Source organism: Synergistota bacterium, assembly GCA_025060595.1.
Classification (GTDB): domain Bacteria; phylum Synergistota; class GBS-1; order GBS-1; family GBS-1; genus 42-11.
Genome location: JANXBX010000004.1, coordinates 165,381 through 178,615 on the forward strand (window position 1 = coordinate 165,381; position 13,235 = coordinate 178,615).

The 13,235-nt window shown below is 38.9% G+C and carries 10 protein-coding genes and 6 tRNA genes; 1 reads left to right on the plus strand and 15 read right to left on the minus strand.

Annotated features, from left to right (window positions below):
• Nucleotides 1-16: 16 nt before the first annotated feature.
• The 3 genes from NZ900_04365 to NZ900_04375 all read right to left on the minus strand — a co-directional run bounded on the left by NZ900_04365 (nucleotide 17) and on the right by NZ900_04375 (nucleotide 3,878).
• Nucleotides 17-1,951: a methyltransferase domain-containing protein gene (locus tag NZ900_04365; GenBank protein MCS7233324.1), complete on the minus strand. Its 1,935-nt coding sequence runs from the start codon at nucleotides 1,949-1,951 to the stop codon at nucleotides 17-19.
• Nucleotides 1,952-1,997: 46 nt separating this feature from the next.
• Entirely contained in the window at nucleotides 1,998-3,341 is a 1,344-nt protein-coding gene (gene mgtE, locus NZ900_04370) for a magnesium transporter (protein MCS7233325.1), read from the minus strand.
• Nucleotides 3,342-3,452: 111 nt separating this feature from the next.
• The gene (locus NZ900_04375) at nucleotides 3,453-3,878 is read right to left on the minus strand and encodes an arsenate reductase ArsC (GenBank protein MCS7233326.1); all 426 of its coding nucleotides are present in this window, start codon (nucleotides 3,876-3,878) and stop codon (nucleotides 3,453-3,455) included.
• 56 nt (nucleotides 3,879-3,934) lie between these two features.
• Here NZ900_04375 and NZ900_04380 point away from each other — a divergent pair, with 56 nt between their 5' ends.
• Nucleotides 3,935-5,116 carry a class I SAM-dependent rRNA methyltransferase gene (locus NZ900_04380; GenBank protein ID MCS7233327.1) on the plus strand — a complete coding sequence of 394 codons (1,182 nt, stop codon included), beginning with the start codon at nucleotides 3,935-3,937 and terminating at the stop codon, nucleotides 5,114-5,116.
• 2 nt (nucleotides 5,117-5,118) lie between these two features.
• Here NZ900_04380 and aroA read toward each other — a convergent pair whose 3' ends face one another.
• The 12 genes from aroA to NZ900_04440 form a co-directional block, all read right to left on the minus strand.
• A complete protein-coding gene (gene aroA, locus NZ900_04385) occupies nucleotides 5,119-6,405 on the minus strand; it encodes a 3-phosphoshikimate 1-carboxyvinyltransferase (protein ID MCS7233328.1) in 1,287 nt (428 codons plus the stop codon).
• On the minus strand, nucleotides 6,402-7,880 hold the full coding sequence (locus NZ900_04390; protein ID MCS7233329.1) for a tripartite tricarboxylate transporter permease: 1,479 nt from the start codon (nucleotides 7,878-7,880) through the stop codon (nucleotides 6,402-6,404). Before NZ900_04390 ends, aroA begins: the two co-directional genes overlap by 4 nt.
• A gap of 8 nt (nucleotides 7,881-7,888) precedes the next feature.
• Complete coding sequence (locus NZ900_04395; GenBank protein MCS7233330.1) at nucleotides 7,889-8,296, minus strand: tripartite tricarboxylate transporter TctB family protein; 408 nt, start codon at nucleotides 8,294-8,296, stop codon at nucleotides 7,889-7,891.
• 7 nt (nucleotides 8,297-8,303) lie between these two features.
• Nucleotides 8,304-9,293, minus strand: a complete 990-nt coding sequence (locus tag NZ900_04400; protein MCS7233331.1) for a tripartite tricarboxylate transporter substrate binding protein — start codon at nucleotides 9,291-9,293, stop codon at nucleotides 8,304-8,306.
• A gap of 242 nt (nucleotides 9,294-9,535) precedes the next feature.
• Nucleotides 9,536-9,611: transfer RNA gene (locus NZ900_04405), tRNA-Asn, on the minus strand.
• Between the two features lie 25 nt (nucleotides 9,612-9,636).
• Nucleotides 9,637-9,711, minus strand: a tRNA-Cys gene (locus NZ900_04410).
• A gap of 10 nt (nucleotides 9,712-9,721) precedes the next feature.
• Nucleotides 9,722-9,797 (minus strand) — tRNA-Gly (locus NZ900_04415).
• Between the two features lie 18 nt (nucleotides 9,798-9,815).
• Nucleotides 9,816-9,891: transfer RNA gene (locus NZ900_04420), tRNA-Phe, on the minus strand.
• Nucleotides 9,892-9,913: 22 nt separating this feature from the next.
• Nucleotides 9,914-9,991 (minus strand) — tRNA-Asp (locus tag NZ900_04425).
• Between the two features lie 18 nt (nucleotides 9,992-10,009).
• Nucleotides 10,010-10,084: transfer RNA gene (locus NZ900_04430), tRNA-Val, on the minus strand.
• Between the two features lie 107 nt (nucleotides 10,085-10,191).
• Complete coding sequence (locus NZ900_04435; GenBank protein MCS7233332.1) at nucleotides 10,192-11,262, minus strand: ATP-binding protein; 1,071 nt, start codon at nucleotides 11,260-11,262, stop codon at nucleotides 10,192-10,194.
• Between the two features lie 77 nt (nucleotides 11,263-11,339).
• On the minus strand, nucleotides 11,340-13,235 hold the full coding sequence (locus NZ900_04440) for a DUF2075 domain-containing protein (protein ID MCS7233333.1): 1,896 nt from the start codon (nucleotides 13,233-13,235) through the stop codon (nucleotides 11,340-11,342).

The window sequence follows — 13,235 nt, forward strand, 5'->3', positions numbered from 1 at the left end:
TATCCACTATTAGAACTCACCTTGCTACAATAAGCCCATTCTTTCGCTCACCATTAATAGCACGAATTCCTAAGCGGCGCTCTGCTGCCTCCAATATAGCCCTAAGCATCTCCGAATAAGAAAATCCTGCTATCTTAGCCATCTTAGCCAAATGTCCATCCCAACACCAACCAGGATTGGGATTTACCTCTAAAAGCTTAGGCACACCCCGAGAGTCAAGTCTCCAATCAAACCTACAATAATCCCTCGCTTCCAACCTTTCAAAAAGCTTTAAACAACACTCTATTATAAACTTCTCCGTTTCCTCGGGAAGATTGGCAGGAATAGACCTTATCTTCCAATAAGGGGAGTCAGGCAACCACTTAGCCTCGTATCCACAAATAGGAGGAAGCTCTGGGGGGAGAACGGAATAGTCCTCTTCAGTGATAGGCAAAACAATATAGTTTCCTGGAACATTTCCTATTATACCTACAGTTAAATCGCTCCCAGTCAAAAACTCCTCTACTAATATAGGCTTATCATACCCAAACTTCTCTCTTACATCCAATATAGCGTTTATCAATCCTTCAATATCATTAACCACACTCTTTTGAGTTATACCAAAACTTGAATCACCAAAGTTAGGCTTAACTATAACTGGAAACCCAAAAGGAATCTCAAAAGATGTATCTTCAGGTTTAACAAGGAAGGCCTCCGGCACAGGAATACCCATCTCCTTGGCCACACCACGCACAAGAGATTTATCATAGCAATGAGCAAGACACTGAGGGCCAGCACCTGTATATGGTATTTCAAGCATATCTAAAAGAGCCGGAATGTGAAGCTCTTTTCTTGGGTCGTTATTGAAACCCTCGTCACACAAGTTAAAAACTAAATCAATCTTATTCTTAAGCCTTAATAGATCATAAATTAAGGTATCATGATTATCAAGATACACAAAGTTATACTCAGTAAGCTCCCTCAAAGCATCTTTCATTCTGTTAATAGTATATATATCATCATCATCGAAAACACCAAAGGGCTTTAACGGATCAGCCTTACGAGGATCCCCTAATATAACGGCTACAGTAGCTATCTTCTCCTTCTTTTTCTTCTTAACTGGCGTCCAATCCTTTTTGGCTACAGCAGTTACTATAATCCTACGTTCCATCATACCTAAGTCCTGATTCCGCTGAGAGACAGATTTAACCTCCCCATGAATAGTTACATCGCTAAAGCCGGCAGCAGTAAGAAGTTCCTTTAAACTTTCACGTGTATAGAGCCTTTCTGCATAAAATTGATCCGCTATAACACCTTTCTCAACATGGGTTATAACCTCTCGAGTGATCAAACGTTGCTTATCCCAAGACAATGATCTCTCCCTACAAACAAAGTGCTTTCTATCTATCCATTCCCAAGACCTCGCTTGGAAATTCTCTCGCAAATACTCACCATCAGCTACGTCTATAAGAATGCGCCCTTGAGGCTTAAGGACCTTAAAAACCTCTTTTAAAACTCTTATATCATCCTGAACCGTTTCAAAATAGCCAAAGCTATTACCTAATAGCATGACTACATCAAAAGAATCTGCTTGATATGGTAACTTACGAGCATCTCCTTCCCTAAACTTTACATTTAAGCCCTCCTTCTTAACCCTCGCCTTGGCCTTCTGAATAAGATAGTGTGAGCGATCAAGCCCCTCTACGTTTTTGAATCCTCTCCTCGCCAGCTCAATAGAATGTCTTCCTTGACCACAGCAAAGGTCTAATATCTTGTCCTCCTTAGAAAGGTTTAAAATGCTTAAAAAGAGGTCCACTTCAGCTTTAGTGATAGCCTTGTCTTCCACCACATCAGCATCTGTTTTTAAATACATAGAGTTAAATATTCTTCGCCACCAATCAGGATGAACGTGCTCTTCTAAATCCTCAACAGGCCCTAATACCTTCCTGTGCCTCTCATGCCTTTTCTCCATTTAATTTCCACTCTCCCCCATTTATTTTTTTATGTTTTTATTTACCTCACACTCCAAGTATTATACTAGCCACACCAAGATATACCCCTGTACCAATTATATCTGCAAGAGTAGTTATAAGAGGCGTGCTTGCAGAAGCTGGATCCTTCTTAAACTTGACAAATATAAAGGGTAATAAAACCCCAACAAGACTACCAGCTATAACGTTTATGATCATTGAAGTAACTACAACCAAACATACCTTTAAACTTCCACTCCTAATTATGCCCATTACAGAAATTCCCAAACCCATTAATATTCCTAATATACTTGCAATCACAAGTTCTCTTCCAAAAAGATACAACCAGTCTTTTAAACGCACCGTTTCGAGAGCAAGAGCCCTTATAACAAGCGTAGCCGCTTGCGAACCAGCATTACCTGCGGTATCTACCAAAACTGGGAGAAAGGTGACTAAAACTATATATTTTGCTATAGTCTCTTCAAACGAGCTTATTATACTACCTGTAACAAAATCCATAACCAGAAGTATGATAAGCCAAGTAAGTCTACTCCTCAATATCTTTTTTATAGGAGCTTCCTTTATATTTGTCAAAAGCTCTATACTCTCAGGAGGAGCTTCTATAGCAGAATATTTAACAAAATCTTCAGTATGCTCCTCCTGAATAACATCTAATAAGTCATCTACAGTAACTATACCTAAAAGGTGCCCCTCTGAATCAGTAACGGGTAAAGCTATTAAGTTATATCTCCTTGCTAACTTTATAGCTTCCTCCTGATCTTGATCAGCAGTGATAGAAACTACCTCAAAGTCCATTATAGACTCAACAACCTGATTGGGATCTGCTAAAAGCAACTTCCTTATGGGTATATCGTCGAGCAAACGCCATCCATCATCTACCACATAAACTATATCTATCGTTTCCGAATCCTTTCCCCACTCTCTAATATGTTCCAAAGCTTTGCTTACCGTCCAACCCCGTTTAATAGCCACATAATCAGGTGTCATCAACCTACCAACGCTGTTCTCCGGATAACCTAAGAGCTGGAGCGCTTCCCTTCTTTCCTCAGCAGAGAGAAGATTCAAAAGCCTTCTTAAGAGCCTTGGAGACAAACGTTCAAAAATTCTTGTCCTCTCATCAGGATCAAGCTCGTTAACTATAGACCTAACGTGTTCATCAGGTAAAGCCTTTAATATATACTCCTGCACGCTTCCATCAAGCTCAAAGAAAACATCTGCTTGAAGATCTGGAGGCAAAAGTCTTAAAGCTAGAGGTCTATCTTTAGGATCGATCTCCCTAAAAAGCTCCGCAATATCAGGTGCCGACCATGATGATAATATATCCTTGGCTCGTTTCCAATCCCTGTTTTCAATAGCCTCAATCCCTTCCATTAGCTCTAACTCCCTTTTTTCTATCCCACTATCCTCACTCCTTTCAAAAGCTTCCACTTTGGGTTTATTTTAACAAGATGACTTGAATTTATCCATAACTCTCCATAAAAATTATCCCTTATCTTTCTCAGCGAAAAAGCTTTCTATCCATCTTTTTATATCATCACGAACCTCTCTAAACTTATTAATAATCTCCTCTTCGCTCCCAACAGCCTGCGACGGATCTTCGAATCCCTTGTGAATATATTCCTTACCCCCTGGGAAAAATGGACAAGAATCCCGGGCACTATCACATACGGTTACAACATAATCAAACTCCTCCCCTAAAAACTCCTCTAAACCTTTAGAACGATGATGAGAAATATCTATACCAATTTCAGCCATGACTTTTATAGCATAAGGATTAACCCTGGATGGTTTAGTTCCAGCACTATAAGCTTCATAAATATCCCCGTAAATAGCATTAAGAAAACCTTCCGCCATTTGAGACCTGGCAGAATTATGAGTACATACAAATAAAACCCTCTTTTTTGACATGCTCATCACCCCCTCTAACCTTGACTTTCCTTATAAACATAAATAAAATAGCTTACATGAAAAAAAGAGTTATAATTACAGAAAAAGCAGAGCAAAAACTAAGGAAAGGTTTTTTATGGATTTACGATAACGAAATATTAAAAATAGAAGGAGAACCTTCGCCTGGGGATATAGTTAGCATACACAATGCTAACAGAAGCTTTCTTGGAAAAGGATATATAAACCCAAGGTCCAAAATAACTATAAGAATTTTAACAAGAAAAGATGAAGAAATAAACAGGGATTTTTTAAAAAATAGAATTGTTAACGCATGGGAATATAGACAAAAGATCATCAACTCAGACTCTTTCAGAGTTGTTTTCAGTGAGGCAGACCTCCTACCGGGACTAATAGTAGACAAGTTCAAGGACATACTGGTCTTACAAATTCTTACCCTAGGAGTAGAAAGATTTAAGGAACAGATAGCAGATGTTCTAAACGAAATCTTTAACCCGAGAGGCATATATGAGAGAAATGATATATCAACAAGGGAATTGGAAGGTTTACCGCAAGTTAAGGGCTTCCTGAAGGGTCCTTTTGAAACCCAACTGGAAATAGAAGAAAACGGCCTCAGAATATTAGTAGATGTTGAAAATGGGCAGAAAACCGGCTATTTTCTTGATCAAAATGAAAACAGAAAAGCCTTAAAGGGATTAGTGGAAGGAGCAGAAGTGCTAGACGCCTTCTGCTATACAGGGGGCTTTTCACTACATGCCCTTAAATACGGAGCTAAAAACGTGGTAGCTATTGATTCCTCGAAAAAAGCTATAGAGCTCGCTAAAGAAAACGCCAAGCTCAATGGTTTCGAAAATAAAATCGAATTTATAGAAGATAACGCTTTTGATATATTGAGGAAATTCCATAAGAGCAGGAAAACGTTCGATGTTGTGATCCTAGATCCTCCTTCCTTCGTAAAATCACAGAAAAACTTAGAGGGAGCTATAAAAGGGTACAAGGAGATAAACTTGAGAGCCATGAAAATATTAAGGGATGGGGGATTCTTAATAACTTGTTCTTGTTCCCATCATATAACTCCCACGCTATTCCAGCAAATTATAGAATCAGCAGCAGTTGATGCAAATAAAATTTTACGTCTTGTTGAATTAAGATATCAGTCAAAAGATCACCCCATTCTTCTATCTCATCCGGAAACACTCTATCTTAAATGCGGAATATACCAGGTTCTTAAGAAACCTTAACCTCATTCAACTTTTACATTAGCTCCCAAGTCAGTCATTAAGGTGAAGAAATTTGGAAATGATACTGAAACGCAATCTACATCATTAACCGTGGTCTCACCATCAGCAAACAACCCAGCTACAGTTAAAGCCATTGCAATTCTATGATCTCCATGACTATTAACCTCAGATCCCCTGAGGCCTCCAGCTCCATTTATAAATAGAACTCCTTCTCTTAAACCTATACGAGCTCCCATCTTAGAAAGCTCCTCAATCATAACAGCAACCCTATCCGTCTCCTTAAACCTAATAGTATCAAGACCTCTTATTGACGACTCGCCTTTCGCAAAACAACCCAAAACGGTTAATATAGGAAAGAGGTCAGGACTATTTGAACAATCAACCTCAAAAGCTCTCAGATCTCTTCCCCCTCCAACCAGTATTGAATTATCTGAAAAGTTCACTTTCAAATCCGCTCCCATGCCCATAAGTATATCCAGTAACACAGAGTCAGCCTGTGTAAAGGAAAGATCAACGTTTTCAAACCTGATTTCAGAGCTAGTCACAACCGCAGCAACTATAAAGAAAGATAAAGAGCTCCAATCGCTAGGTATGAGAAAATCCACAGGCTTAAAATCCTGTGGACCCTCGACCTCGAAAAACTTCAACTCCGGATCATAGTTTAACCTAATACCTGTCCTTTTAAGCCATTCAAGCGTCATCTTTATGTAAGGTTTCTCCTTAGGATCCCTTACCTCGATACAAGTTTTACCATTTACAAGAGGCGTAGCTATTAAAAGGGATGAAAGAAACTGGGAAAACTTACCATCAAGCTGAGCTTTTCCTCCCTTCATGATACCTCTAACTACCACGGGAGGAGCATCCACGTTCTCCCTTGTTCTAAAAGCCGTCGCGCCTAACGATCTTAAGGCAGTTAAAAGCTCCTCTATCGGTCTTCTCCGAATCTGATAGTCCCCAGTTAGAACGCTCCAACCCTCAAGAAGTCCCGCCACCCCTGTCATAAAATATATAGTGGTACCAGAGTTACCTACATTAACGACATCATCAGGTACCTTTAAGTTCCTTCCAACACCACGAATAACCCAATGATCTTGCTTAAGCTCAATTTCAGCTCCGTAAAGCTTACAAGCCCTAACTGCAGATAAAGTATCCTCACTGTACAGGGGCTTTCTTATTATTGTTTCTCCCTCCGTCAAAGTTCCTATCACTACTCCCCTTATGGTATGACTTTTAGAACCAGGAACGGAAGCTATTCCCCTTAAGCTACTTACCCTTACAACAGCTTTCATCTCCCCTCTCCCCTAAAAACTTTAATACCACGCAAATTAAAAGCCAGCCAAAAGAGCAGCATAAGTATTAGAACTAAAGTAATAGGCCTATAAACCAGCGCTAACCAAAAATTATCACTGGTTTGAGCAAGGGCAACAGCTTTCCTTAAGTTAAAATCCATCATGTTTCCAAGAACTAATCCTAATACAAGAGGGGCAACAGCGTAATCCTTCATTCTCATAATAAAACCAAGTACACCAAACAAAAGCATTAACGAAGTTTCAAAAAGGCTATTATTAACTGCATATGCTCCAATAACGCAGAGAACGGAAACGCTTGGCAAAAGGAAACACTTAGGTACGGTAACGACACGAGCCAAAAGAGGAGCTAAAGAAACTGCTAGAATCAAAACAGCGAAAGCACCCACAAAACCACCTATAACTACGGCATAAAATAATTCTGGCGTCTGAATAAAAAGCGTTGGGCCAGGACGCAATCCATGAACATAAAAGGCAGCTAGCATAACAGCAGTTACAGCATCTCCAGGAACAGCCATAGTTAACATAGGTATTAAAGCTCCTCCTATACATGCATTATTTGCTGCCTCGCTTGCAATTACCCCTTCTATAGCTCCTTCTCCAAAGGGCTTAGATGGCCTCTTAACGGTTCTTTTAGCAGCATCATAGGCCATCAAAGCAGCGATAGGTCCGCCCACACCAGGCAAGGCCCCAATGAAGGTTCCAATCAATGAAGACTGTATAGACAAACGCCAATGCTTTATTATCTCCCAAAGATCAACCCTTTCCTTAACTATCTTCTCAGCTATAGTTCCAAGACCTTTCTGAGATATCTGGATCAAAACTTCAGAAAAACCAAATAACCCTATAAGCGCTGGAACTATATTGATACCACTAAGGAGGCTTGTAGAACCAAATGTAAATCGACCAACACCAAAAACAGGATCCATACCTACTAAACTCAAGATCACCCCTATAGTTGCACTTATTAAACCTTTTAAAAAGCTCCTCGAAGTGAGGGAACCAACCATAGTAAGTCCAAACAGAGCAAAAAGAAAGTAATCAAAAGGGGTAAAGGCTAAAGCGATCTTCGTTACAGGTTTAGCCACTGTAAGAAGAATAATTAAACCTATTATGCTTCCAATAAAAGAGTGAATCGCAGCAGCATAAAGAGCAGTTTTAGCCTTACCTTGTCTAGCCAGGGGAAAGCCATCAAAGGTCGTTGCCACTGAGGAAGGAGCTCCCGGGATGTTTATCAAAACGGCAGAAATCGCACCCGCATAAACTCCAACGACATAAACTCCCATTATAACCGCAAGGGCATCAACCATGGGCCACGGCATGGTTATAGAAACAAGAAGCGCCGTGGCCATAGTCACAGTTAACCCTGGTAATGCCCCTACAACTAATCCTAATAAGGAACCTACAAAAACCAAAGCGAAAAACTTAAGGGTAAAAAAATCAGCTATACTTACCATAGCACCCTCTAAGGAAGCACCACCCTTAACAAAACACCAAAGGTATAGTAAATAGATGCAGTTAACCCAATTGGAAGGATAGTTAAAATCAGGATATTTCGAACCCCCAGAATTAAGAGGAAGAGAAAAGAATAAACAATGGTAGAAAGATTAAAGTGAAGAATAGGAAGAGATAAAATATAACCCATGCATAAAACTATACTAAGCAGCGTAGTTTTCCAATCACTAACACTTCCCCTTTCAGCCTTTTTTACTCCATAAGTTTTTCTCAAAAGGAAAACGGAAAGTATCAGAAGTACAACACCTAGAATTAGCGGGAAAAGGCCAGGTGAAAGAGCCCACTCTCCAAAAGAATGAAGAGAAAGAGCGTGATATATAATAAAAAGTGAGATAATTAGAAAAAGTACTCCCTCCATCTTAGAATCAAGGTTTAGGTATACCGAACTCCTCAGGACTATGCTTAGCTACACCAGCCTCATAAAGCAGCCAGGACACAACAGATTCCCAGTGCTTCCAGTAATTCAAGACCGCCTGTCCTTCAAGATGATGCATAGTAACATAGTGGACCTTCTTAACAAATTCAAGCCACTGAGGATCATTAACTGCAGCTTTTGCAGCCTTTAGCAGAACCTGTTTAACATCCTCCGGCGTTCCCTTTTTAACTAACAAGCAGTTTGGAAACTCCAATGGGAAATATTTTTTAAGCTCAGGAATCACTTGAGTTATAGGAGGAACCCCAGGAAAAGCCTCCACAGGCTTGTCAGACCAGACTGCTAAAATCCTCATATCCCCAGAGGCAACATACCCCAAAGCGGGAGCCGTATTAGGAGAAGTAAACTCGACCTGTCCGCCTAAAACAGCAAGCATTGCTTCTTGCCCTCCACCGAAGGGGATAAGAGCAACATCCAAACCAACTTTCCTAAGAAGTAACCCTTGAATGTGTCCACTTGCACCAGGTCCAGAGTAAGACATACGAACTTTTCCAGGACGTGCCTTTATATCTGCTATCAGATCCTCTATTTTGTTATATGGAGACTTAGAGGAAACCGCTATAACCTTAGTATCATAAACCATCATAATCAAGGGATCAAAATCGTTAAAGCTTAACTTGCTTATACCCATTACACGGAAGCTTCCAGGAGTTTCAGCCGAAAACAGAACAGTATAACCATCAGCCGGTTTGGAGTAAACGAATTCCGTTCCGACTCCTCCAGAGGCTCCAGGTTTGTTTAAAACCACAACAGGCTTTCCTAAATGTTTCTCAAATATGGGTGCAAATGCCCTAGCTACCGTATCAGTAACTCCACCAGCGCTCCAAGGAACAACTAAAGTTATAGGCTGCTCTGGAAAGGCTCCAAAAGCTGGCGAAGAGAAAAGCACGATAAAAAGCATTAATACCAAAAGCCTCTTCATAGATAAACACCTCCTATACAACTAATATACAGGGAAACTACTATATAAAGATATCAAAAGATTTGAAAACAATCAATATGAAAAAATCTACTACATAACTCTTCTTAATACACGGATTAACCGTTTTAACTTTCAGAGGAAGTTTAAGACATAACCCTAAATCTTCTTAAGAGGACTCGAATAAAAACAAGTGAGGCACATCTTTCTGAGGTTATCGACAAAAAGCTCATCCTATATAAAAATGGCTCCGGCGGCAGGACTCGAACCTGCAACCTAGTGGTTAACAGCCACCCGCTCTGCCGGTTGAGCTACGCCGGAGCATCTTAATAACGCCTTATTAACTTGGAGGCGGCGCCCGGATTTGAACCGGGGTATAAGGGATTTGCAGTCCCCTGCCTTGCCGCTTGGCTACACCGCCATCAAAATAATGGAGCGGAAGACGGGACTTGAACCCGCGACCTTCTCCTTGGCAAGGAGACGCTCCACCACCTGAGCTACTTCCGCTCATCTATAAACTAATAGTGGTGGCGAGACCTGGAGTCGAACCAGGGACACACGGATTTTCAGTCCGCTGCTCTACCACCTGAGCTATCTCGCCACTTCTCAAGGATCTTTAATAATGGCGGGGCTGACGGGACTTGAACCCGCGATCTCCTGTGTGACAGACAGGTGTGTTAACCGGGCTACACCACAGCCCCGCACATTTCAACTCTAAATGGTGGGCGAAACAGGGTTCGAACCTGTGACCTCCTGCTTGTAAGGCAGGCGCTCTCCCGCTGAGCTATCCGCCCAACCCGGTATTAAGTATAATAGAGAAGCTTCACAAAGTCAAGTAGTTATAAACTATTATGCCTCTCTGTCAAGCAACTAAGAACCTTTGCAAAGCGCTTTCAAGTCATCATTCATCCTCAAACTCTATTCCAAGTTGAGTAAATGCCTCCTTTACCTTCATCTCATAATCACTTTCGTTTATTTCTCCCTCTTCCGCCCTTATCCTGATCTCCACCATATTAAACTTCTGTCTCAAAAAAGATATTATCTTCATAACATCTGAAGCCCTTCCTTCGGGAAGTTTAAATTTTAACTTCACTCTATCTTTCTTGGATATACCTAAAGATAAAGTCCCTTCAGGCTCTTTTATCACTGATTTTGATTTATCAGGAAACCCTATATATCTGTCCTTTTCCTCAATTTTTAAGGAGGATTCTACCTCAGGGCTTTTTGGTTCGATCTTATTTTTTCTTTCTTTTACTTTTTGTTCACATATCTCTTTCTTTATTAGGATCTCTTCTTCTTTAAAGCATATCTCTGGATTTTGTCCTTCTCCATAATAGTTTAAAACAATCTCATTACCACGAAGCTCCCCAAGCCCTAAGATCTTCCCTTCAATAGCCCTTTTAATTCCATCAACCAAAACCTCTTTATTGGCAAATCTCAGTGCTCCTGGCGTTCTATAGCTGGAATCCAAAATATTTTTAGTAGATACATAATCTTTATCACCTAAAAGCCTTTCCTTTATAACTATTGGATCAATAGCTTCCAGTATGTTACCTTCTCTTTTCAGAGCATCATATACTAATATATTTAAAGCTCTTTTTTCTCCTACAGTAGGTAATCCTAAATCTTCCTTTTCGCTCTTTCCAGGTATAAAAATATTTCTATAAGCTCTTCTAAGCTGATCCCCTAAAGTTCCTCCCAAAGTTTTCAACCTCTCTTCCACTTCTCTCTTTTGCTCATCGGAAAGATTTAAGTTTTCATTTTTTATATACTCACAGGCTAAATAGTCCCTTATCGTATTTTTTAAGGCTAAGCGCTCACTTTCTATGGGAATTAATAAAAATATCGTGTTTACATTTACTCTTGGAGTTTCACCTTTAAATCCAAATATCTTATCAATCAACTCCCTTTTCTCTTCTTTTAAAATTACAAGCTTAAACTCTTCGTTATCAGAAACAGATTGAAAGACCACTTATAAACCAGGTTTTACTTTTTAAGAACAGCAATAATTCAAGCCCGTTTCCTTTAATCTATGATATCCTCCCTCACTTAATGATTGTTCTGAATTATCTTTTTCAGAAAACCCAAAGTTTCATCATCTTCACAATATATATAAGTGCCTAGTACCCCTCGTGTAAGAAATATTCTATACCTGTTTATCAACAATTTCATTGCAAGCTTCTTTGAATCCATATCTCCCTTCTTAGCTTTATTAAAAATTACCCTTAAACTAGGCCTACCAATTGTATCCTCACAACTATCCCCTAAAGTCCATTCAGTTTCTCTCCAAACTAAATCCCTTCCCCAAATTAGTCCTATATAGTCAGCTTCAAAACCTTGAACTCCGTAAATTGAGGCACAATGAGTTAGCTTATTACTTTCTCCCCCAAGCCAAAAATTGGGATACTGAATCTTTTCATCCATAAGCCAATAAATGAACACATTTTTGTTTTTGTACCTTTCAAATCCGCTATATAAAGGATATCCAACTCGCAGGTTTTTCTCACTTTTTTCAGTTTTATTCTTTCTATCCCCTGGAGATTCAGTAAAAGATGCTATAATAGCTATTTTATGTTTTTTTTCTCCCTTCTTCTTCAAATAGGAAATGAAATCTTCAATATTTGAGAATACTTTTAATTCATAATTAGTCAGTCGTGGGAAAACTATATCTTTAGGATTAACCAAAAGCTTTTCAATAAATTGATGATATAAAGCTCCTCCTTGCACCCTATATATTCCTTTTAGAACTATTTCTTTATAAGGTATATCTAGCTCTTTAGCTGTGTTTATAAAGTTTTCTCTCCAACCTTCTTCTTCTGCATTTAATATTTGATTCTCATCAAAGAAAAAAACAGTAATATCCCCTCGCTGCATTGCAACTCTTATATTCTCTTTAGTCATTCTCTGCGCTTCATCATAAATCACCAGCTTAAAATGAGGATAATAAGGGTCCCCTTCAGCAAGACCATTATTTCTACCAGTAGAATAAAATTTTATAACACTATCAAGACCAGGTGCACATTCGAAAAATATTTTCCTAATAGTGTTTATAAGCCTATTATTCCTATAACTAAGAATAGCAAGATTAGAACAATTATCTCCAATCTCACTAAAAACCTTCAAAAGAAGTAAAACCGCAACATAAGATTTACCTGAACCAGGTAGCCCACTTATTATGTAACACAATTTATTATTACTTTTTAACTCATTAATAATCTCTTCTATTATTTTTATCTGCTCCTCAGATGGACCAAACCCCCTTGCGCAGAGAGATTCATAGGCTCCTTTCCTCAAAATTTCAAAATTTTCTCTTATAGCGTTTAACAACAATGTAGATTGAATATACTCCCCATTTATAAAAGACTGAACTACTTCCTCCTCTAATACTCCAGATATGTTTTCTTTAATATAATTCAATATTTTACCCGGATCTCTTGTTATTAGTATTTCACTACACCTTGAACTAATGTTTTCAGAAAGAGAATTGTAAAGCCATCCAACTCCAAATATATTAAAGTTTACTGCTGATGAGTGACAGTATTTTAATTTACCTATATAATTAAGTAACTGAATTCGTGGATGCTGATATATCTGCCCATTTGCCTTCACAATATTTTCACTAATTTCCTCGATTCTATTCCAACCTTTCAGTTCAAATATCAATGCAACAGGCTTTCCTAAACTATTCTTCCCAAATATTATAAGATCAATTCTCTCATTACTCATTGGAAGTTTATATTCCATAGCAAAAAAAAGATCCCCGTTAAGATTTTTAAATAATTTCCTAACATGCAATAATGCTCCTTCCCATGCTCTTTTCTCCTCCAAACTAGGGTATTCTCCAGAAACATTATAAATTCCTTCAAATAATCTTAATAAAATACTTTGGTTGCTTTCTTTTAAAAAACTTTTTATGGTATCAACTAATACTAATGGCTTAAACAT